This window comes from Natronococcus roseus (assembly GCF_043677095.1).
Lineage (GTDB): Archaea > Halobacteriota > Halobacteria > Halobacteriales > Natrialbaceae > Natronococcus > Natronococcus roseus.
In genome coordinates, this window is record NZ_JBHLJR010000001.1 from 788,937 (window position 1) to 809,903 (window position 20,967).

The window sequence follows — 20,967 nt, forward strand, 5'->3', positions numbered from 1 at the left end:
TAGTAGTTTCCGTTCCTACCAGTTGCAGTCGGCTGCAGAGTTCATGAGAGGCTCCGATGAAGCTCCCTCACTCGAAGGCCCCCATACGGCTCTCTCAGGCGATTCAGGCGATTCAGGACTATCGATAGTATCTCCATCATCCTTCTCCGAAGAATCGCTTGAGCTGTCGCTCTCGTCTCTCTCGACTACCTCAAGATCATCGTTCAACTCGAGTCCGGAGTGAGCATCGTCACTGCTCTGAGCAACGTGGGAGAATAATCCAACTCGATCATTAACGACTACCCGGCCACACTCGTCGATGGGGCAGCGATAGATCGTAGGACTACTCGAGTCATCGTCTCCCTCTCGAGCTTCTCTGATCCTATTAAGATCCTCCGAGGGATCAATGAGGCTCATCGGTGATCACCCGAGTAGTGCTGATTCAAGCAGTCGATCGAGCAGTAGTACTCTCCTCGATCTCCCTCTACCGGATCGAACTCTCTCGAGTAAGACGAGAGTCCACAAGCAGGACACAGAGAGGCAGGGATCGGATCAGTATGGTGACTTCTCGTAGAGGGATCCTCTCGATCCGGAGCGTTGATGCTCCAGGCAAACTCGGTGCCGAACTTATCCGAGTCCTTCGAGTCGATGAGATCAAACTTCGAGAGATATCCGAGATGCTCTCGGACTTCCCCCCTCTCGAGACTGAGACTATCTGATATGTCTTTGACTGTCGCTCCACTCTCCCCCTGATCCTGCAGGTAGGAAGCGATCACTTCTCTATTCATGCTTCACCTCGGAGGTACTGCTTCTCCTGTTCCTTATTCCATGAGACTCGAGCCTTACGCTGAATCTCTCTTATCCAGTCCGGCTCTCTCCTCTCCTTATTCGCCAGAGGATCACGAACCGGAACGATCGGATCTGATTCTATCGGGAAAATCCCGTTACTACTACTATTGAACGGAGTTTTACCGATAGAACTGAGATCGACATCTCCAGCAGCATTGATCTCATCGAGTCCGGTATCGTAGTATCTCGCCCATCGACGTTCTCCTTCTTTCTCGACGAGTCCTTTCTCCTGTAACGACTGTCGAATTTTCTTGGCCGCTTCTTTCTTCACCCCCTCGTTTGCTAATTTGTTAGCAGACTCAACGATTTCACTCGCAGAGATTTCTTCTGCTCCCTGCATTGCCTCGATAACTGCTTTCTGTTTCTCAGTCCGAGTACTCCAACAGGCATCAAACTCCCCGTTAGACTTTCTCTGGCCGACTTTCTTAGTCTCGAGCCACTCAGGAACCATCCCGGTAGCGATATAGACGGTCGCTTCAGTCCCATCTTCTCGCCCTGCTCTCATCGCTGCTTGGAACACTCCCCCTCTCCGAGTAGTCTCAAGAACATCGTTTGCGACTTCACTCTGGTAGTCCCTATCTACTCCTCGAAGGAGATTCCCATCACTGTCAGTAGCTCGCTCAGCGTGTTCTCTGAATAGAGCAGCGATACGCTGATAGTGTTCATCCGACCGAGATGGAGATCCAAGAACTACCAGCAGCTCCGAGTCTTTGAGATCGTTTTTGCCTCTAAGGTTTCCGTAGTGCATCTCCCGATCCCAGAGGTGATCCAGTCCTTTCTCTCTGAGAGCCTTGATCACGGCCTCGCTCGTAATAACATCAGGCCGCTCACCATGCTCTCGATGTGCTTCTCGGAGGTAGGCTTCAGACTTTTCGAGATTAAGATTCCCTCCCTGAGAAGGCCATACATGGGAGTTCAGTTGGATTAACTCATGACCCTGCTCTCGGAGGTACTGATTTCGCTTCTGATCATCGAACAGTCGGTAGTGCTCGAAGTCATCTCCGAGGATGAACTCCCACTGTTTAATCGAGGGAGTAGCATCGAGAGCTAACACTGATTCCGCTCCAGAGAGATCCGGGGGGTTCGGGATCCACATCACAGGCTTGCCATCGTTGTGTTGATCTCCGTTCACCTCGTGAATCCGCTTGAAGTTGGCATGACCTCCAGAGGGGAGTTTCCGAGCGACGAGACTCCCTTTACCCTTTAGACGAGTCCCTCCAATGATCGTATAGGCCATCTTAGGAGCGAGAGCATGGAAATCCCCGACTGAATTGGGATAGTCAGTTGATTCGAGTCCCTCCTCCTTGATCATCTCAAGGGCTTTCTCCTGCTTCTCCTCCTCTCCCAGTTCGGGACGACGGACTTCATCAAAGGGGAACTCATCACCGAATACGTGGTCTACGAACTCCTTAGCCTTCTTAGCGGGATGTTGGATACGATCGATGAAGGTATTGATGCAGTCTTCATCGATAACGACCACTCGATCCTCGATGTATGCAGGATTGTATCCCTGAGAGTAGTGTCCGATGAGCATCTCCCCTCCATCAGGATCGATCTCAGAGAGTTTCTCGAGGTATGAGCAGGTTTCTCCGTTCTGCTCACAGGGAGGATCGAAAATTCGATGAACCTCACTCAGCGACCAACCAGACTTCAATGCAGCCCGTGCTTTCTCAGCTTCAGGATCGTCTGGATGAGTAGGATCCTCGTTTCGGAGAGGGGGACAGTCTTCCCGAGTAGGAACCTTCTGACCTTCTACTCCGTGTTCCTCCGACCACTCCTCCATCTGATCGTAGTTATCAGTGAGGCTGGTAAGGTAGGTGATCGGCTTCTGAGTCCCATCGGCTATCCGGGGAATAGCTCCCGTCTTTCCGATACTCGGGAGAACATCGAATAGAGCCGTCTCTCCATTGAGTACAGGCTCCGTTTCTCCGTACTTCAGAACTTCTCGGGGACGATACTTGGCGGTAGGTCTATCCGTTAGAATCTCTTTGTTACTCATGGCTCGATTGATTGACTCGATTGAATTGACTCGATTTGAATCGGATCGATTGAATCGGCGAAGATTGACGGTCGAAGTTCAGTCGCTCGATGCGGCTCAATTCGGAACTGACCGAGCCAACCTCTCCATCCTCAGCATCCCGGGAGATCCCTACTCTCCCGATCAATCCCTGCATCATCATTGAGCTTGCTCGCTAAGCTGGCTCAGTTCGTTCTCAAGCGCTTTGATACTCAGGAGGAGGAACAGGACTCCCATCACTCCGAAAGCGACTTGAGCGACTGTCACGGCTTCTAAAATGATGATGAAACAGGTGCATGCTGTCATCATCAGCGAATAGCGAGTGGACTCTCGCAACATTTTCTTAGTCGTTCTCCTCGTGAAGTTCCTCGACGGCCATCTGGAGCCACTCTCCGTAAGTCATCCCAGCCGAGTCTTTCGCTTCTCTCACTTTGTCTCGAGTTGATTTCCGGACTCGGATCGATTTCGTATTCTTGAACGGCATAGTAAATCAGTAGGACACTACCTACTTTAGTTTACTGCTCCTGAAAGGGGACAAATATGTGCTCTCTCAACCCCCTATTGCGGTTTTACTGAGAGCCCTCAGATATGAATGATACATTCACCGATGGCTCTAAAGGTGATCCTCTCCTACTCGATAACACCGAGGAATTGACTCCTCGGACTCGACTCGAGCGCATCAGTTGGGCTTTTGCATGATCGGTTCGGATCCTCACCGGATCCTCCTTTCCGATCTCAGGCAACTCAGATATCCGTCAGTCGCTTCTCTCTCCCGCTCGGTCCCAGTGATCGGACTCATCTCAAATCGATTCAGCGGCTTCTCACGACTTTGAGAGGATAGCTGATCAGAGGGAGGTAATCGAGGAGAGAATATCGAGGATATAGGCTCTGTTGAGAGTGTTATCGACCGTTTCGCCGATATTCTTTTGACTCTCGATGAGGAACTGATAGGTATGGCAAGTCCGATTGTTGAGAACGCGCTTCGAGTGGGTGGAAAGCAGTTTGCAAAAGAGGTCGCTCGGTTCGAAGCTCACCTTGAGGAAAAGGCCAACACTGCCGATGAGGAGGAACAGCTCAATCAGCGTATTCGTGCCAATAGCTCGATTCCTGAGTCTGCTCTCGAGGAGATGACTCGGGGCGAAAAGCGGGAAGTCGCTGAGGAGTTCGAGGGTTCGAACTCTGAGGAGATCGAGATTCCGGTCGCTGGTAGCCGGACTAATTCGAACTCGACTCAGGTCAATCGAGATAGTAACTCTGAGACGTATACTGAGGAGATTTCGATCCCCTCTCCCGGGAGTGGAGCAAAGGGAGATGATCAGAATACGATCGAAGTTGAGCGAGAACGAACCCCTGATCTCATGGAGCAGAAAGGGCGCTTCAACCGGGAGATGAAGTCGCTTCGAGAGGAGCGAAAACGAGAGAAGAAAGAGCGAAAGGAGAAAGCCAACTCCGGACAGACTAATGATGGAGTCTATACGGGCTTCTCAACGACTAACGTCGATACTGATGGCTCGATGGATATCCCAGAACCCGGCTCTGGTGCTCAGGAGGATGATGACGATGAGTGATGACCTCACAGAACGTCAGAAGAACGTCAGAAAGGCTGTAAAGCACAATGTGAACCATCATCGGAATCCGGTCGTTACGACCGAGGAGGTCGCTGAGGAACAGGATATTCCGATCGATGTGGCTCTGGAGCTTCTTCGAGATGAGCCGACTGTCTCGAGTAAGCAGATTGGCGATCACTACGTTTGGTGGTAAGATGACGGGACGTAGGTTCGATTACCAGAGAGCTAAACGATACGGTACTGAAGTCGATGAATGGGTCATCGAGCAGACTGGTACATGGGATAACCCAGTTGTAGGCTTCAAGGAGATCGTTGATGAGTTCGATGAGATGGATCAGAAGGAGCTTCGAGAACATCTCCTAACCAGTGAGCATCTCTCGAACAAAGAAGTCGGTAGTGAGACTGTCTTCTGGTAGCCTTCATTCTCCCTCTCATCCGACTCATCATCATCCGAGGGGAGATAGTAGTAGAACAATCCGATCGATTAGAAAGCGACTGAGAGCCTTAGAAAAGAAATCCATGAGTCGATACAACATCAGTAGAGAAGAAGAAGATACGATACCAGTTACAGAAAATATCCTCAATACCTTGCCTAAGCATCCTCGAGAGCAGTCATTCTCAATATCAGATATTAAAGTCATGGAGGAGATCCGATGAGCCTCGAGAGGGAGGATGAACTGATCGGAGAACCCTCCGAGGATGTTCCGAAGATAGAGCCGGGAGAGGATTGTAACGGGAAGAAGATTGACCGGACTGATGAGGGAGATGTTCTATTCAATGGATACTGTAACAATCCAGCCGGGTTCTCGACTGATCACGTAGGAGAGGGCCGATGTAAGTTCCATGGAGGATACTCGAGCGGACCACCGGAGGGTTCTCGGAACGCGGCTACTCATGGCCTCTCATCGGATCCTGAGACGTACTTCGAGAGTCAGAGTCCTGAGCGACAGGCAGAGATCGAACGGACTACAGAAGCCATCCTCGAGCGATTGAGAGCAAAGTATGATCATGAGGACAAGATCGATCACGAACTCGCTCACCGAGTAGCAATCAAGCTCGATATCGCTGAGCAAGCCTCAGTCTACATCCAAGAGACGGGCCTGATCCAAGTGATCGAGACTGCTCACTCGAGCAAGGAGACTCGGAATACTCTGCTTGCTCAGTTGAGACGATACGATAAGTCGATCATCGATGACCTCGAGAAGCTCGGAGTGTTCGATCATCAGACTGAGAGCAATCCGTGGAGTCTCGAGTGAATCTCGTATAGGCTGTGAGTCGCTCCTCAAGCGATTCTTCTTCTATACGACCAACCCCTTTCACCACTAAGAGAAATCCGACTGAGCAGACTGTGAGAGCTTCGAGTTCTGATCAGAGTGATTGATCGACTCGAGTAAGGTCGAATCTCGGTCAAATCCTATTTCACCCCATCTCGGACTGAATATTTGTGTAAGTCTGTATATGGCTAAGCCCGTCTCGTGTGGGAAGGCGACGACGGCGATCGCCAGCGCCGTCGGCGAGTTCCGCGAGAGGATCGTGTTGTTGAAACAGACCATCTCTCCGTAGGAAAACGAGAGGAGGCGGCCGATCCCGAACCCGATCGCGAGGTTCAGTGCGTAGAAGACGATCACGGGAACGGCGAGCAAGGCGAGCAGTCCGGGGTTCTCGAGGATTGCCTGGCCCTGCGAGGCGAACATCGCACCGATGGCGAGACTCAAGAAGACGATCTGTACGGGGCCGAGTTTCGGCAGGAGCGTTCGGCTGAACCACCGATCGCCCCGCCAGCGGATCAGTCCCTTTCGGGCGATCCCCGCAAGGACGAGCGGGACGATCAACACGAGCACGATGCTCTCGAGCAGCAACTCGAGCGGCAACTCGACGAGCTCGCCCGCGAAGACGTAGAGGTAGACGGGCAGCAAGACGAGTTGTAACACGAGGTTGTAGGGCAGGATCGACGTCGCCAGCGGGACGTCGCCGTCGGCGATATCGGTGAAGATCAGGTACCAGTCGGTACACGGCGTCACCATGAGCATGAGCAGTCCGACCCACAGCGCGGGGTGGTCGCGGAGGAAGATCGCGCCGAGCCCGACCGCGAACAGCGGGTTCCAGACGAAGTTCACGAGGAGGCTCGAGCCGGCGACCCGGCGGTTGCCGAACGCTGATCGGAGCTTCGAGAGCGGCATCCCGGCGAACGCGCCGAACAGCATCACCATCAGGAAGGGAAGGATGAGCGCGTCGGCGACCGCAGGAACGCCCTCGAGCTGGCCGAGCGCGAGCCCGACGACGATCGCCGCGAGGACCACGGCGGTCTGATACTTCTCGAGGACGTTCACGGTGATCGGTTTAGTGAGACCGGGGTGGAATGGGTTGGGATTCCGACTCGGGCTCGCCGGGCAAATACTGGTAAGGATCGCGGGTGTAGGACGGTCGATGACGAAAATCGTGTTCGCCTGCGTCGGAAACGCGGGCCGCAGCCAGATGGCGACCGCCTACGCCGAACGGGAGCGGGATCGACGCGGACTCGAGGTCGAGCTCGTCACCGGCGGCACCGAGCCCAAAGCGTCGATCAGCGAGGACGCCCTCGAGGTCCTCGAGGAGGACGGCCTCGACGTCGGCGGCCGGACGCCGCGACGGATCGAGTCGGAGGACGTGGCCGACGCCGAAACCGTCGTGACGATGGGCTGTTCGGCCTCGGAGTTCGTCCCCGAGGACTGGGACGGCGAGGTCCGGATCTGGTCGCTCGAGTCACACGGCGGCGGGATCGAGGCCACCCGCGAGCAGCGCGACGAGATCGAACGCCGCGTGACGGCGCTGTTCGACGACCTCGAGTGAGCAGCCTGACGCGGCCCGCTCCTCGAAACCGACCGTCGGAGAACGAGTCGACCGCGGTCGACAGCTACAAACAGGCGATCCGCCCAGTACGTCGTATGCCCGGAAAGGTACCGCCGGCGGCACTGCTCGAGCACGTGTTCGGTCGCACGGGGACCGCGAGCGACGACGAGTCGGTGATCCAGGGCCCCGCCGACGGCGAGGACGCCGCGGCCATCGCCTGGCCCGAGGGCGAGGGCACCCTCGTCGTCAGCTCTGATCCGATCTCGCTCGCGGCCTCCCAGGTCGGTCGCCTCGGCGTCCACGTCGCCTGCAACGACGTCGCGGCCTCCGGCGCCGACCCGAGCTGGCTCACGACCGTCATCCTGCTGCCCGACGAAGCGTCGCCCCTCGAGGAGATCACGGCCGACATCGACGCCGCGGCCCGCGAGGTCGGCGCGTCGATCGTCGGCGGCCACTCGGAGTACGTCGACCAGCTCGAGCGTCCGCTGGTTTCGCTGACCGCGATGGGGTCGACGAACGCCTTCGTCCCGACCGGAGGCGCCGAGCCCGGCGGCCGCGTCGTCCTCACGAAAGCCGCGGGAATCGAGGGGACGGCCATCCTCGCGGCCGATTTCGGCGACGAACTGGGAGTCGACCCCGACGTCCGCGAGCGGGCGGCCGACTTTCTCGAGGAGATCAGCGTCGTCCCCGACGGCCGCGTCCTGCGGGAGTACGCGACCGCGATGCACGACCCCACGGAGGGCGGCGTCGCGGCCGGGTTGCTCGAACTCGCCCGCGCCTCCGGGGTCCGACTCGCGGTCGATCGCGATGCGGTTCCGATCCGTCCGGAAACCGAGACCCTGTGTACGGCGGCGGACGTCGATCCCCTCCGGATCTTCGGCTCCGGCGCCCTGCTCGCGACCGTTCCCCCCGACGCGCTCGACGACTGTCTCGCGGAACTCGAGTCGGCCGGGCTCGAGGCCGCGGCGATCGGAACGGTCGAGGAGGCGGGGCCGAGCGACGACGAGGGCGACGAGTTCGCCCTCGAGCTCGGCTCCGAGACGATCACCGAGCCGATCGAGGACGACCTCTACCCGCTGTGGGAGGCCGCCGACGCCGACGACTGAGCCGCGGCGTCGGACTCGCCGAGCGTCGCAGCCGTCGTCGCGTCGGCCGCGACCGCCAGCGGATCGATCACGACGTCGGCCCGCCTCTCGACTTCCGGAGCCGTCGGCCCGTCTGCGATCGCAATCACGCGAGCGTCCATCGTGGCCCGTGCGACGGACGCGAGCGCCGGCTCGTCGCTCGCGGCGATAACCACCGCATCGCACGCGCCGAGGTCGACCCGCTCGAGCGTCTCGTTGGCAGTCGGCTCGCCGAGGACTCCATCGACCGAGTTCGGGAGCGCGCGCAGACGCTTCTCGTCGCTCGCCGCGACCGTTACGGCAGTCCGATCGGCGAGCCGTTCGACCGCGGCGACGGTTATCTCGTCGAGTCCGAGGACGGCGACGCGGTCGGTCTCGGCGGGGTGATGGTTCGTCACTCGACGACCGGTCCTGGCGAGTCGCGTTTCGATGGCTGGACCGAACAGGCTGCCGACGGCGACCGCGACCGTCGTCGGCCCGAGCAGGAGCAGCGAGACGGCGAACAGCCGCGCCGCCTCCGTCGTCGGGTGGATGTCACCGTAGCCGACCGTGCTCGCCGTGGCGAGCGTGAAGTAGACGGCGTCGACGACGGTCTCGAGTTCGGAGAACCCGTTCCGGAGCGTGTACGCGCCCGCGACGCCGTAACAGAAGACGCCGACGATGGCGACGAACGATCCGGACTGGGTCGGCGAGAGGTCGAGCCGACTCGAGCGCGTAAACCGGGTGCTGGTCAGCGCCAGAACCGCGAGCCCGCCGATCGAGAGCACGATCAGGGGCACCGACAGGAGGCGAAGCTGGACGACCCCGTGAGCGGCCGCGAGCAGGACGAGCGCCCCGGCCGTGAGGTAGGCGATGCGGTAGCCTCGACGCATCCCCCAGGCGGCGACGAGCAGCGCGAACCCGACGACGGTCCCGCTGAACTCGGCCGCGGCCTGGAGATCCGCGAGCGGCCCCGCCGCCTCGAGGGTGGGATCCGTGAGGATCGAGAGGATCCCGGTCGCGACGGAGACGAGCGCGATCGCGGCAACGATCCGACCGGCGACGCGACCGGTCGGTCGGTAGCTTCGAAAGTGGTCGAGCATACCGCTCGCACCACCTCGAGCGGGGTAAAGCTAGATCCGCGTTCGCAGGCCGCCGTCGGCTCGACATCACGCGACTAGCAGCGTGTTCAGAGCGTCGGGAACGACGAGGACGTCGCTCCCCGGTTCGATCGCGTCCCGAACGTCGTCCGCGGCGCGCATTAGACACTCCTCGACGACCCCCGGCGCTCGCGAGTTCGTCACGACGAGGTCGCGCTCGCGGAGGACGCGGGCGACGACGAACGCTCGCTGGGCGCCGGGTTCGTACCCCTCCCGGAGGTCGTCGTACAGCGACTCGGGATCGTCGGCGTTCCGAAGCCGTCGGTAGAACCGTCGCTCGCCCGTTCCCTCGCCCGCGCCCTCCGGCAGCGCCGCGGGAACGACCAGTTTGCCGCCCTTCCGAAGCGGGTTTCGGTCCCCCAGGGCGACGTAGGTCGCGCCGCGGGTCGCCTGGTAGAGGTTCGCGTCCTTCGGCGCGCCGACTCCGCAGACGACGGCGTCGTACTCGCGCTCGACCGGGACCGAGCGGGCGTCTCGAGCCACCGTCGCCAGCTCCCGGACGATCCGCCTGCCGTCGCCGGCTCGGACGCCGAGGACTCCGGTCGGACCGTGGGTCAGGTTGAGCGAGAAGTCGATCCCGACGAGATCGCCCGCCTCGTCGAGCAGTTCGCGAAACGGGTTCCCCTCGAGCCGTCCGAGGCGAACGCCCTCGCGGGCGAGCGTCTCCGGGCCGTGCGTGTGGCGGATCAGCGACTCCCCGCCCGCGCCGATCACGACCGTCTTCGCGCCGCCGCTGAAGCCGGCGTACTGGTGGGGCTCGACGACGCCCGTCGAGAGGACGGTGTCGGCGTTCGCGACCGGGAGCCCGATCTCGACGGGGACGCCGTCGCCCGCGGCGGTACCGCTCGCGTCGTCCGAGGCGTCCGCAGAACTGCGTTTCACTTCCGATGGGCTGCGAGACTCGTCCTGGGATTCTCGAACGCCGTACGCCTCGCCCCTGCCGACCGTGCCGATCTCGACGGTCGACTCCGGATCGTGGTTCACCGCCAGGTCGGCGTGGGGGCCGAGCATCGACTCGAGTTCCGCGTCGGTCATCGGCCGGTGAAGGCCCAGCCCGACGACGACGGTCACTCGCTCGCGAGCGACGCCGAGATCGGCGAGGCGCTCGAGCAAGACGTTGAGCAGGACGTCGTCGGGCACCTCGCGCGTCAGGTCGGTGACGACGATCGCGACGTCGTCGCCCGCGTCGATCCGTTCCTCGAGTGGCGATCCGAGCGGCTCCTCGAGCGCTCGCTGGGCGGCCGCTCGGACGTCGACGGCGTCGCCGCCGGGTGGCTCGGCGACGGTCACCTCGCAGTCGGGAAGCGCAACGCCGATCGACCCACATCCGAGTGGAACGTTCACGGATCGCATTCGATCGCTATCGTCAAAAATCACCGCGGTCAGTACGCCGTCGATCGCGGTCCTGGCTACCCCGACGATCCGTCGTCGCGGTAGTCGTCGATGAACAGTCGGACGCCCATCACCGGAATGAAGAGCAGGAACGCCATCAGGACCGTTCCCGCCAGCACCGAGACCGCGAAGTCGAACGCGAGCGCGGGCGGCAGGGTCCAGGCCGCGAGCAGGAATCCGCCGAGTATCGAGACGACGATGAGGACCAAGATGTCGTTCGCGTGTACCGGAACCTCCTCTGACATACTCGAACTTGCGGACGGGGATACATAACGCTGCGCGGTTTCGATCGACGGCCGTCGTCCAGCCGGTCTCGAGCGGTCGCGTCGGAACTGACGGACGAGAGTACGTCTCAACGGCGCGCCCACTCGAGCATCCGTCCGTACACCGGATCGGACGAAAGCGCCCTCGAGTCGCCGACGAGGACGAGCGTGCGCTTCGGTCGGGTGAGCGCGACGTTGATCCGCCGGTAGTCCTCGAAGATCGGCCCCTCGAGCGCCCCCGTCGCCGTAAAGGAGACGATTATGACCTCCTTGCTCGAGCCCTGGAAGCGGTCGACGGTGTCGACGGCGACGCCCTCGGGGACGTGCCTCGAGATCTCCGAGACCTGGGCGCGGAAGGGCGCGATGACGCCGACGTCGGCCGGGTCGACGCCCGCGGCCTCGTAGGCCGCGATCAGCTCGGCGATACGGGCCGCTTCCAGGCTGTCGGTGTAGCGCTCGTTGTCGCCCTCGACGTCGACGAACGCGACGGGATCCTGGAGCTCGGCGGGGAGGTCGTCGCGGGAGACGCCCTCGAGGTCGTCGAGCGTCCGCCCGGCGACTGCGGGTTCGGCGGGCCGGAGCTTCCCGTCGTAGAACTCCCGGGAGGCGAAGGCCTGGATGCGCTGGTTCATCCGATACTGGCGATCGAGCATCACGCCCGCCTCGGGGTGAAGCTCGACGAGCCGTTCGAACAGTGACTCGGTGAGTTCGTTCTCGGCACGCACGACGGGCGGCAGCTGCTCGTGGTCGCCCACGAGGACGAACCGCTCGGCGAGGTTGATCGCCGCGAACGTTCCGGGCTCGGTGAGCTGAGCCGCCTCGTCGACCAGCGCGGCGTCGAACGACTGCTCTTTCATGATCCGGGAGCCACAGGTCGCCGTCGTCGCGGCGACGACCTGCGCGTTCTCGAGCTCCGCGAGCCGCGCCTCGGGGTCGCCGGCGCGCTCGAGACGGTACGGTTCCATGTCCTCGCGGACGCCGCTCTCGGAGCCCACGCGAACGATTCGATCCTCGTCGATCACGCCGTCGAGCTGCTCGAGCAGCGCCTCGAGGGCGTTGTCGACCGCCCGATTGGTAAACGCCGATAGCAGGACGCGCTCGCCGCGCTCGACCATCGCGCGGATCGCTCGAGCGATGGTGTACGTTTTGCCGGTGCCCGGCGGGCCGTGGATCAGCGCACAGTCCCGGGCGCCGACGGCCTTCCGAACGGCCTCGTCCTGGGCGTCGTTGTTGTCGATGAACGTCTCCTCGATCTCGTCGAACTCGGGTTCGGCGCGACCGAACAGTACGTCCTTGCGTCGCTCGCTGCCCTTCAGGAGCGTGTCGTGGAGCGCGACGAGCAGTCGGTCGGTCGTCAGCTCGGAGGGGTAGACGTCGAGCCGGGTGACCTCGACGGGTTCGTCGGCCGTCAGAATCACCTCGTCCTCGTCTAACCGCTCGATCCGCGCGAGTTCGGACTGCCCCCGAACCGGGTGGCCGTCGCTCGCGAGCACCAGGTCGCCCTCGCGAATCTTGGAGTTCGCCCCGCTCGTCCGACGGGCCCGGAGCTCCCAGCGGCCCTCCTCGAGCGGGCGTTTCTCCGCGAACTCAAGGTCGATCAGCGCGCGGTCGTCGTCGGCCCGCTCTTTTGCACTTTGCTCCCAGAGCTTGGCGTACTCGCGGTGGACCTCGCGTCGCTCCTCCTCGATCGCGCGCGAGAAACGCTCGAAGAACTCGCGCTCCTCGGCGGGCAGGGGCTGGCCGATCTGGCCGGCCTTCGACTCCTGGTCGAGCCGGCCCGAGACGACCATGCAGGTGTCCTGCTCGAAGCAGTACTCGCACTTGGCGTTGCCCTCGTACCCCGTTGGCACGTCGCCCGCGACCTCGGCCGCCGCGATCTCGTTTCGCAGCCGGACGACGTACTTCAGGAGCCCCGCGCCCATCGAGAACTCCTTGGCGGGGGTGAGGTCGCCGGTCTCCTCGTTGCGGTCCAGCGCCGAGTTCTTCGTGTACAGCAGCGTCCCCGTATCGACGTCGCCGCCGTGTTCCTCGAGCAGGAGTGCATAGCAGGCGGCCTGGACCTTGTCCTTGAACCGGGGCTCCTTCTTCAAGTTCTTCCCCGTCTTGAGCTCGACGGGCGCCCCCCGCCGGATGGCGTCGGCCCGCCCGCGGATGCCGAACGTCTCGCTGATCAGCAGCTGCTCGGAGCGCCAGCTGCTCTTCGCGGGCGAGAACGCCCGCTCCGAGTTGTCGGCGGCAGTAGCCGCCCTATCCTCCTCCGTCAGGCGCCCCTGCTCGAGCCAGCCCTCGATCGCCGAGGCGTTCTGTCTGACGTCCTCGGCGACCGACTCCGGGTCCTCGCCGAGCAGCCCCAGCTGGAGGCCCCGCTCCTCGACGCGGGCGTCGATCGACTCCTCGAGTTCCCGGCCTCGAAGGAGGTCCCCGAACACCTCGTGGACCAGCGTCCCCTTCACGACGGGGTAGTTCAGCGGCACGCCCGAGAGCTTGTTCAGGTAGTACAGCCGAGGGCACTCGGTCCAGTTCCGGATCGCCGTCACGTTCACCAGGAAGCTCGGCTCGACGACGACGTACGAGTCGCCCGTCGTCTTGTACCGCGTTTCCCCCTGGTACTCGTCGATTTCCGCGTCGGTAACGAGCAGTTCCATCCCAGGCTCGAGCAGCTCGGCCGACTCGGTCCACTTGTTCCACAGCGTCACCGTGATCGGTTCGTGGGCTTCGACCGGGCGGTCGTCCTCGCCCGCCGGGCCGTCGTCAGTTACCAGCCGGACCTCGGCGAGGTCGCTCTCGCCGTAGCTGGTCGATACCGAGCGAACCTCGACGTCGTCCGCGACGGTTCCGCGTACGTCCACGCCTGTCGTCAGGCGCGAGGCGTCAAAAACGCTATCGGTCACGGACCGCGAGGCGATCGTCGGCTCCGTTTCGACCGTAACCTCGGATTACCTCGGGGACGGCCCGTTCGCGCAGCGTAACGGTCGCGGTTCTTTTGGATTCTCGTGGCGAAGCGCCGACCGCCATGAACGACGCCAACAGTGACGACCCTCGCGGCGACGCCCCCGAGAACCACACGCCGACCGAGACCGATTCGGGAACCGGCGCGGGCGACCGGGACGACCGCGGGCGCGACCCGCGGGACGACTCCACCCAGATCGCGAACGAGGAGCGACGGCGCCACACGCCGTTTATCAGCGCGATCGTCGCCGCCATCGGCGCCTGGGTCGCGCTCTCGGTGCTCATCTACGACGTCGGCGCGGCCGGGCTCTGGAACAACGTCCTCGTCGGCGGCGCCGTCTTCGTCGCGGGTGCGTACAACTACTACCGGCTGGTCAACGACCTTCCGCTTTCCGTCGGCGTCGGCTCGCTGGTCGCAATTCTGGGAGTCTGGCTGATCGTCGCGCCGGCCCTGCTCGGGATGACCAGCGGCTTCTGGAGCACGCTCGCCTCCGGACTGCTCATCGCCGGACTGGCGGGCTACAACGCCTACGAGGCTCGAGAGGCGCGGACGGTCGCGACGGAACCCGACGCCGGAGCACCGTAGCCGACGCGAACCGACCGACGGTCGTCGACTCTCTCGAGGCTCGTCTGAACGCTTGGCAGTGTCGGTCAGTAGATCAGTTCACCGTCGATGAACTTCCGGGTTCGTTCGTCGGTCGGATCCTCGAAAACGGTCTCGGTACGGCCGATCTCGATGATGTCGTTCTCGAGAAGCACCGCGACCCGATCCGCGACGCGCTCGGCTTGATGCATGTCGTGTGTCGCGACGACGACGCCGATGTCCCGATCGCGGGCCTCGAGAACGGCGTCCTCGATGAGCGCGGTGTTTCGCGGGTCGAGGTCGGAGGTCGGTTCGTCGAGCAGGAGGATCTCCGGGTCGTACGCGAGTGCGCGAGCGAACGCGACGCGCTGCGCTTCGCCACCGGAGAGCGACGAGGCGTCCTGATCGATCTTCTCGCCCAACCCGACCGTCTCGAGCGCCTCGATCTCGGCACCGGTGCCGTTCGTCCGTCCGACCAGGCTGGCGAACTCGTGACGAAGCCGATCCGTCCAGGGTTGACGGACGCGCAGTCCGTACTCGGCGTTGCGACGGACGCTCGCGTCGAACAGGCTCGCCTCCTGAAAGACCATCCCGATCCGGCGTCGGAACTCGAGTCGCCGCTGTTCCGAGACCCCCCACACGTCGGTGTCGCCGTACTCGATCGTCCCTCGGTTCGGCGAGTCGAACAGCGCGAGTAGCCGAAGGAGTGTGGACTTCCCGACGCCGGACGGGCCGATGATCGCGACGACTTCGCCCGGCGTTACTGACAGCGAGACGGATTCGAAAACCGTCTCGGTACCGTAGCCGTGGTGGATGTTTCGTGCGTCGAGCATTATCGGTATCCTCCGTTACCGCTACCCAATCGGACCACGATCGCGTTGACGAGGAGCACGAGCACGACGAGGATCGCCCCGAGGATCATCGCGGTCTCGAACCGACCCTGTCGGGCCTCGAGCTGGATCGCGGTCGTGAGCGTTCGCGTGTACGATTCGCCGTCCGCGCCGGCGATGTTCCCGCCGACGATGAGCACGGAACCGACCTCGCTGATCGCCCGGCCGAAGCCGGCGAGCAGCGCCGTCGCGATTCCGTAGCGGGCCTCCTTGATCGTGACGAGGGCGACGTCGAATCGCGTCCCGCCCATCGCGTACGCCGCGTTGCGGACGTTCTGCTCGACGCTGCTGACCGCCGCGAGGCTCACGCCCGTAATCACCGGCGTCGCGAGAACGAACTGCGACATGATCATCGCCTCCGGCGTGAAGACGAGGTCCAGCGAGCCGAGCGGACCCTGGCCCGAGACCGCAAACAGCACGACCAGGCCGACGACGACGCTGGGAAACCCCATCCCGGTGTTGATGATCGACGTGAGCAGCGTCTTCCCGCGGAACTCCTTGAACCCGATGAGGAGTGCGACCGGGAGGCTGAACAGGGTGCTCAGTATCACCGCAACGAGGCTCACGTACAGCGAGACGCGGATGATGCTTCGAATGTAGTTCCACTCGAAGGGAAACTCGGCAAACAGTGGAAGTAGCGTCGCTGGCTCGAGTGGCATCGGTTTTGTTTAGTCGTCGGTCTCCGAGGGATCCCAGTCTTCGGGTACGTACTGCTGGAAGTTCGGTTCCTCCGAGATCGCTTCGGGGAAGAACAGCTGTTCGTCCTCGACGGTGTACTCCTCGATGATCTCCTGGCCTTCGGGGCTCGTCAGATAGCCGATGTACGCCATCGCCAGGTCGTACTCGACGTCGTCGTGAACCCCGGGGTTGACCGCGACGATCCCGTAGCGGTTCGCGAGCAGCTCGGGGCCGCCCTCGATCGGACCCTCGACGTGGATCTCGAGGTCGATCTCGGACTGCATCGAGAGGTAGGTCCCGCGGTCGGCGAGCGTGTAGTCACCGGTCTGGCCGACCTGCGTGATCACTTCGCCCATCCCCTGGCCAGCCTCCTGGTACCACTCGCCGAACTCGTCGACGCCGGCCTCCTCCCAGATTTCGAGTTCCTTCGCGTGGGTTCCGGAGTCGTCGCCACGCGAGACGAACGTCGCGCCGTCCTCGGCGATCGTGGCAAACGCTTCTTCGACGTCGTCTCCACCGCCGATCCCGGCCGGATCCTCGTCGGTTCCGATGACGATGAAGTCGTTGAACATAATGTCGCGGCGGTTCACGCCGTAGCCGTCCTCGATGAACTCGTCCTCGAGCGAGCGGGCGTGAACCATGACGACGTCCGAGTCGCCGCTCCGTCCGGTCTCGAGGGCGGCGCCCGTCCCCTGCGAAACGGTGTCGACGCTGACGCCGTACCGATCCTCGAACGGGGCGTTGAGCTCGTCAAGGAGACCCGTATCGTACGTGCTCGTCGTCGTGGTGAGCGTAATCGCCTCGCCGCTGATCTCCGGCCCGTCGCCGTCATCGCCCTCGTCGCTACTGGTGCAGCCGGCGAGGCCGATCGTCGCACCCCCGCCAACTCCGGCGAGTATCTCGCGGCGATGTATCGACATGGATACTTCGTCGGACGCTCAGTATAAATGGGTTTCGAAGGTTGGTTTACTCGACTCCGCTATACCCGAAAATACACTTTGACATAACCATTTTTGGTTTCCAGCGAAGATGGGACGTACGGTGTTCCCTCTCGGGAGTTGGACTCTATCGGCCCGTACGGACGGATCGATCGCGGAGCGCTGGCCGACGAAATCGCGAACCAGTGAGCAAAGTGTACGGGCCGAGGACAAGCCCTACACCCAGGGAAACAGCGTGCGCCGGATCCGGCGAAGCAGCGACGATCCCTCGTGTCGGACCTCGAGGACGGTTCCGTCCGCATCGAAGACGACCTCGTCGGCGGGGAGTTGCTCCCCGTCGGGGAGTGTGATCCGACGGTCGGCTTCCGGAACCGTTCCGCCGCTGCTGGCGCCGAACAGCGACGCCGAACGAAGGGAGGGTTCGGGGACCGGTTCGCTGTACTCGATGACGTACACCGTCGTCCCGTCGTCGGTCGTCCGCTCCCAGTCGACGATCTCTCGAGTCGGCCCCGTCCCGATCATGTAGCGGTGAGGTCCCGTCGCCTGGGAGGAATAGGTATCGGTCGGCCTCAGCGCTCGAGGTCGGCCTCGAGCCGCCGTCGACGGAAGCGGGCGGCGTGGTGGTCCGTCGCGACGACCGCGAACGCGACCATGACGACGGCAAACGAGAGGGTGATCGTCGGCGGGAGATCGTTGCGGTAGCCGTTGGCGAGCTGGCCGGCCGCGAGAACGAGCGGGGCGACCGAAAGCAGGACGCTGGTTGCCGGTTCGGTACGGAACAGTTCGCGAAACGACGGGCGTCGGCGTGAGGCCATGGGAACTCGGCGGTTGCGTGTGCTGTCGGGAGCGCGATGGTATGCCTTTCGGTTCCCCGCCGATCCGACGTCTCGAGGTAACCGATACGTTCATTCTGCCCGCGCGACAAGCGTTCCCTATGCGGATTCGCGAGTGGCAGGACGTGCTCGAGGACGTCACCGAGCGCAGCGTCGACCCCGAGGACTGGCGAGCCGTCGCCGGCGACCGCGCGGGCGGCGTCGGCGAGGACATGTACCTCGCACATCCCCGGGCGGGAGTCTTCTTCCTCAAGACGTACGCGAAAAACCCCTTCAAGGTCCGGGGCGTCGGGACGAAGGTAGCCCGCAGTCTCGACGACGAGATCGGCTCCTTCCTGCCCGACGACGAGTCGGGCGGGCGCTTTGCGGTCCAGTCGCCGCCGGAGGACGCAGACCACGCCGAGACGGTCTCGAAACGGCTCGAGACCGTCCTCGAGACCCACTCTGACGCGCCGACCCGACCGCAGGACCTGTTCGACGACGTGATGGACGCCCTCGAGAGCCCCGCGTTCGGACCGATGGCCTACGACCAGTACGACCGGCCCGACGAACTCGAGGACCTCTCGGATCGGTTCGAGGAGGCCGACGAGCTGCTGAGCGCCGAACTCGACGACCTCATCGAGACCGACGAGGTCGATCGCGGCTTCATGTGAGTTTGCGGGCCTGCGACTGCGTCCGATGAGCCTTTGACGACTGACTCCGACAGCCTACGGTATGAGCGACAAAGCCGCGGCCGTCGTCCGCGAGTACTACGAGGCCCTCCGACAAGGTGAGCCCCTGCCGCCGTACTTCCTCGAGGACGCCTCGACGACGAAGTTCGGGATCAGCGAGGCAGCCTTCGGGTACGACGCTGTCGCCGACGCTCTCGAGAGCCAGACCGAGACGACCACCGACTGGAGCGTCGAGAGCCACGGCCTCTCGATCAACGAGGACGGAGGGTACGCCACGTTCGTCGACGAGGTGACGATGGCCTGGACCGACACCGAAGCCGGGACCGATCGTCGGTTCGACACTCGCTGGAGCGGAACGCTGGTTCGTCCCGAGGTCGTCGAGTCGGGATCGAAGGCCGTCGACGCGGGCGACGATGCCTCCCCGTGGCTGTTCCGGACGATGCACGTCAGCACGGCCGACGAGCTATGAGTCGGCGGCGGGGCCCCGACCGTCGATCACCGCAGTCTAGCGTGGTGACGAGTCCGTCGACTCGAGCGGGAATCGCGTTCGTCCTGCTCGTTGGACTCTCGAGCGGACTGATCGCGCTCCACGGCGAGGCGTCGCCGACGGAGATCGGAACGGCGATCGGCATCGGGCTGGTCGCTGGAAGCGGGCTGCTCTGGTACCTCCACTGGATCGTGGCGTAGAAGAGCTGATCGGAGGCGTCAGCGACCCATTCGCTGGATCCACAGCCCCGGTGAGTCGAGCTCGTCCTGGGTCGGGAGGTTTTCGGGTCGGTCCCAGACCCGACTCGCGGTCTCGACGTCCCGCACCGCGACGACGTGTTCGAAGAAGTTCTTTCCGCGCTCGTACTGGCGTTCCTTTAGGCCGAGTCCGAGCAGCCGACGGAACAGCCGCTGCAGGGGGCTCCGGCCCTGCCGTCGCTCGTCGAGTTTCCGCCGGAGGTCCTCGTACTCGTCGTCGAAGGCGTGATCCATCAGCAGCTCCGCGTAGCCCTCGACGACGGTCATCGCCGCGTCGAGATCCTTGAACGCCGCCTTGTTGAACGACCCCGTCGAGAGGTCCGCGATTCCGTCCTGCATCCGCTCCTCGAGATGCTCCGAGAGCCACGGCGCCGCGCCGAACTCGGCGGCGTGAGTCACCTCGTGGAAGGCGATCCAGCGGCGGAACCGGTCGACGTCGACCTCGAGGGCGTCGGCCGCCTTGTGGATGTTCGGGCGGACGAAGTACAGCGCGTGGTCCTCGGAGGGCGTGTCCGCGAGCAACAACGGGTCGTACTGACCCAGCACGTTCCGTCCCAGAAACGCCAGCAACACCGTCATCGTTCCGGTGTTGATCGTCCGGGCAGCGCCCGGGAAGGCGCTCGCAGGGGTCTCGAGGGCGCCCATTACCCGTTCGAACGTCTCAACGTTGGCGTCGATCCAGTGGTGGCGGTTCTGGATCTCGACGGTGTCGGGGACGTCGAACTCCGCGCCCGAGACCGCCCGGACGGCCGCGCGAGCCTCGCGAACGTCGCGGGCGTAGGCCTCCCGCTCGCCGGGCTCGAGCTCGAGCGATCCGGGGTCGGTCGCCGCCTTGGCACCCTCGGCGGCCGACTGCCAGTCGATCACGCTGTCGCCGGAGGCGCCGGCGACCGCGCGGGCACTACGATAGAGATTCACGGCGTGAGCTACGGGCAGCGAACGCAAAAGGGTTCGGCTCGCCTACTCGCGGTCCAAGAGCGCGGCTCGGGCGTCCCGGTGACAGGCGGTTGGAGTCTGGTTTCAGCGTTCAAACGATCCTCAAAACAGGATCGGAGGGTTCGGTAACGACATGTGCGTATGGAACGGAGAGGAATACGCCGAGCGAAGCGAGGCGTTTCACCGACGGCGAGCCCCGTGGGCGAGCCGTCGGCCTTTTTTCATCGAAGTTTTTTGCCGGGGGTTGAGGCTGACGCCTCGGCGTCAGCCGATGCCCTCGGTAAAAAAAGTTCGCTACACGTACCGCGAGTTTCATACCTCACACTGAATAACGAAACCGTGCTACCAACCACCCATTAGTAACATAACAACTTGCCCGTACGGGACAGACGGCCACTATGGTTCGAACACGAATCGTCGGATTGGGATTGGTCCTCGCGACCGGACTCCTCCTCTGGACGACGACTCGAGTCAGCGGCTACGAACGACAGGTCCTCTCCGCGCTGCTGACGATGGGCGTCGCGCTCGCCGCCGTCGTCGTCCTCTTTCGCTCGCTCGAGCGCGTCGATACACGCGAGTAACTCG

The 20,967-nt window shown here is 62.8% G+C and carries 24 protein-coding genes; 11 read left to right on the forward strand and 13 right to left on the reverse strand.

The window, feature by feature from the left end; genetic code table 11:
* Positions 1-15: 15 nt before the first annotated feature.
* Positions 16-396, reverse strand: a complete 381-nt coding sequence (locus ACFEMD_RS04060; RefSeq protein ID WP_394739611.1) for a hypothetical protein — start codon at positions 394-396, stop codon at positions 16-18.
* Between the two features lie 367 nt (positions 397-763).
* Complete coding sequence (locus ACFEMD_RS04065) at positions 764-2,827, reverse strand: hypothetical protein (RefSeq protein ID WP_394739613.1); 2,064 nt, start codon at positions 2,825-2,827, stop codon at positions 764-766.
* Between the two features lie 971 nt (positions 2,828-3,798).
* On the opposite strand from ACFEMD_RS04065, the gene ACFEMD_RS04070 reads away from it, so the two are divergent.
* The 4 genes from ACFEMD_RS04070 to ACFEMD_RS04085 all read left to right on the forward strand — a co-directional run bounded on the left by ACFEMD_RS04070 (position 3,799) and on the right by ACFEMD_RS04085 (position 5,669).
* Complete coding sequence (locus ACFEMD_RS04070; RefSeq protein ID WP_394739615.1) at positions 3,799-4,413, forward strand: adenine nucleotide alpha hydrolase family protein; 615 nt, start codon at positions 3,799-3,801, stop codon at positions 4,411-4,413.
* A complete protein-coding gene (locus tag ACFEMD_RS04075; protein WP_394739616.1) occupies positions 4,406-4,606 on the forward strand; it encodes a hypothetical protein in 201 nt (66 codons plus the stop codon). Before ACFEMD_RS04070 ends, ACFEMD_RS04075 begins: the two co-directional genes overlap by 8 nt.
* A 1-nt stretch (position 4,607) precedes the next feature.
* Positions 4,608-4,829, forward strand: a complete 222-nt coding sequence (locus ACFEMD_RS04080) for a hypothetical protein (RefSeq protein WP_394739617.1) — start codon at positions 4,608-4,610, stop codon at positions 4,827-4,829.
* Between the two features lie 237 nt (positions 4,830-5,066).
* Positions 5,067-5,669 (forward strand): hypothetical protein, encoded by a 603-nt coding sequence (locus tag ACFEMD_RS04085; protein ID WP_394739618.1) that lies wholly within the window; start codon positions 5,067-5,069, stop codon positions 5,667-5,669.
* 66 nt (positions 5,670-5,735) lie between these two features.
* Here ACFEMD_RS04085 and ACFEMD_RS04090 read toward each other — a convergent pair whose 3' ends face one another.
* Entirely contained in the window at positions 5,736-6,743 is a 1,008-nt protein-coding gene (locus tag ACFEMD_RS04090) for an arsenic resistance protein (protein WP_394739620.1), read from the reverse strand.
* 97 nt (positions 6,744-6,840) lie between these two features.
* On the opposite strand from ACFEMD_RS04090, the gene ACFEMD_RS04095 reads away from it, so the two are divergent.
* Positions 6,841-7,242 carry an arsenate-mycothiol transferase ArsC gene (locus ACFEMD_RS04095; protein WP_394739622.1) on the forward strand — a complete coding sequence of 134 codons (402 nt, stop codon included), beginning with the start codon at positions 6,841-6,843 and terminating at the stop codon, positions 7,240-7,242.
* Positions 7,243-7,337: 95 nt separating this feature from the next.
* Entirely contained in the window at positions 7,338-8,348 is a 1,011-nt protein-coding gene (locus tag ACFEMD_RS04100; RefSeq protein ID WP_394739623.1) for an AIR synthase family protein, read from the forward strand.
* Here the strand turns inward: ACFEMD_RS04100 and ACFEMD_RS04105 are convergent.
* The 4 genes from ACFEMD_RS04105 to ACFEMD_RS04120 all read right to left on the reverse strand — a co-directional run bounded on the left by ACFEMD_RS04105 (position 8,312) and on the right by ACFEMD_RS04120 (position 14,009).
* On the reverse strand, positions 8,312-9,448 hold the full coding sequence (locus tag ACFEMD_RS04105) for an ion channel (RefSeq protein WP_394739625.1): 1,137 nt from the start codon (positions 9,446-9,448) through the stop codon (positions 8,312-8,314). The two genes, ACFEMD_RS04100 and ACFEMD_RS04105, sit on opposite strands and share 37 nt — an antisense overlap.
* Positions 9,449-9,514: 66 nt before the next feature.
* The gene (locus tag ACFEMD_RS04110) at positions 9,515-10,858 is read right to left on the reverse strand and encodes a lactate racemase domain-containing protein (protein ID WP_449560115.1); all 1,344 of its coding nucleotides are present in this window, start codon (positions 10,856-10,858) and stop codon (positions 9,515-9,517) included.
* Between the two features lie 56 nt (positions 10,859-10,914).
* Positions 10,915-11,142: a hypothetical protein gene (locus ACFEMD_RS04115; RefSeq protein WP_394739628.1), complete on the reverse strand. Its 228-nt coding sequence runs from the start codon at positions 11,140-11,142 to the stop codon at positions 10,915-10,917.
* 107 nt (positions 11,143-11,249) lie between these two features.
* Entirely contained in the window at positions 11,250-14,009 is a 2,760-nt protein-coding gene (locus ACFEMD_RS04120) for an AAA domain-containing protein (protein WP_394739629.1), read from the reverse strand.
* A gap of 164 nt (positions 14,010-14,173) precedes the next feature.
* Here ACFEMD_RS04120 and ACFEMD_RS04125 point away from each other — a divergent pair, with 164 nt between their 5' ends.
* Positions 14,174-14,695 carry an SPW repeat domain-containing protein gene (locus ACFEMD_RS04125; RefSeq protein ID WP_394739631.1) on the forward strand — a complete coding sequence of 174 codons (522 nt, stop codon included), beginning with the start codon at positions 14,174-14,176 and terminating at the stop codon, positions 14,693-14,695.
* 65 nt (positions 14,696-14,760) lie between these two features.
* Here the strand turns inward: ACFEMD_RS04125 and ACFEMD_RS04130 are convergent, their stop codons facing one another.
* From ACFEMD_RS04130 to ACFEMD_RS04150, 5 genes are all read right to left on the reverse strand, one after another.
* On the reverse strand, positions 14,761-15,525 hold the full coding sequence (locus tag ACFEMD_RS04130; RefSeq protein WP_394739632.1) for an amino acid ABC transporter ATP-binding protein: 765 nt from the start codon (positions 15,523-15,525) through the stop codon (positions 14,761-14,763).
* Positions 15,525-16,241: an ABC transporter permease gene (locus ACFEMD_RS04135; protein WP_394739633.1), complete on the reverse strand. Its 717-nt coding sequence runs from the start codon at positions 16,239-16,241 to the stop codon at positions 15,525-15,527. The genes ACFEMD_RS04130 and ACFEMD_RS04135 overlap by 1 nt, the downstream gene beginning before the upstream one ends.
* 9 nt (positions 16,242-16,250) lie before the next feature.
* A complete protein-coding gene (locus ACFEMD_RS04140; RefSeq protein WP_394739634.1) occupies positions 16,251-17,180 on the reverse strand; it encodes a substrate-binding domain-containing protein in 930 nt (309 codons plus the stop codon).
* Positions 17,181-17,414: 234 nt separating this feature from the next.
* A complete protein-coding gene (locus tag ACFEMD_RS04145; RefSeq protein WP_394739635.1) occupies positions 17,415-17,720 on the reverse strand; it encodes a hypothetical protein in 306 nt (101 codons plus the stop codon).
* 47 nt (positions 17,721-17,767) lie between these two features.
* Complete coding sequence (locus tag ACFEMD_RS04150; protein WP_394739637.1) at positions 17,768-18,013, reverse strand: hypothetical protein; 246 nt, start codon at positions 18,011-18,013, stop codon at positions 17,768-17,770.
* Positions 18,014-18,132: 119 nt separating this feature from the next.
* Between ACFEMD_RS04150 and ACFEMD_RS04155 the strand changes: the two genes are divergently transcribed.
* The 3 genes from ACFEMD_RS04155 (at position 18,133) to ACFEMD_RS04165 (ending at position 19,389) form a co-directional block, all read left to right on the forward strand.
* Entirely contained in the window at positions 18,133-18,684 is a 552-nt protein-coding gene (locus tag ACFEMD_RS04155) for a hypothetical protein (RefSeq protein ID WP_394739638.1), read from the forward strand.
* Positions 18,685-18,745: 61 nt separating this feature from the next.
* On the forward strand, positions 18,746-19,171 hold the full coding sequence (locus ACFEMD_RS04160; protein WP_394739639.1) for a nuclear transport factor 2 family protein: 426 nt from the start codon (positions 18,746-18,748) through the stop codon (positions 19,169-19,171).
* Positions 19,168-19,389, forward strand: a complete 222-nt coding sequence (locus ACFEMD_RS04165) for a hypothetical protein (RefSeq protein ID WP_394739640.1) — start codon at positions 19,168-19,170, stop codon at positions 19,387-19,389. The genes ACFEMD_RS04160 and ACFEMD_RS04165 overlap by 4 nt, the downstream gene beginning before the upstream one ends.
* Before the next feature lie 18 nt (positions 19,390-19,407).
* Here ACFEMD_RS04165 and ACFEMD_RS04170 read toward each other — a convergent pair whose 3' ends face one another.
* Positions 19,408-20,364 carry a zinc-dependent metalloprotease gene (locus ACFEMD_RS04170; protein WP_394739641.1) on the reverse strand — a complete coding sequence of 319 codons (957 nt, stop codon included), beginning with the start codon at positions 20,362-20,364 and terminating at the stop codon, positions 19,408-19,410.
* A gap of 416 nt (positions 20,365-20,780) precedes the next feature.
* Between ACFEMD_RS04170 and ACFEMD_RS04175 the strand changes: the two genes are divergently transcribed.
* Positions 20,781-20,963 (forward strand): hypothetical protein, encoded by a 183-nt coding sequence (locus tag ACFEMD_RS04175; RefSeq protein WP_394739642.1) that lies wholly within the window; start codon positions 20,781-20,783, stop codon positions 20,961-20,963.
* Positions 20,964-20,967: the final 4 nt, after the last annotated feature.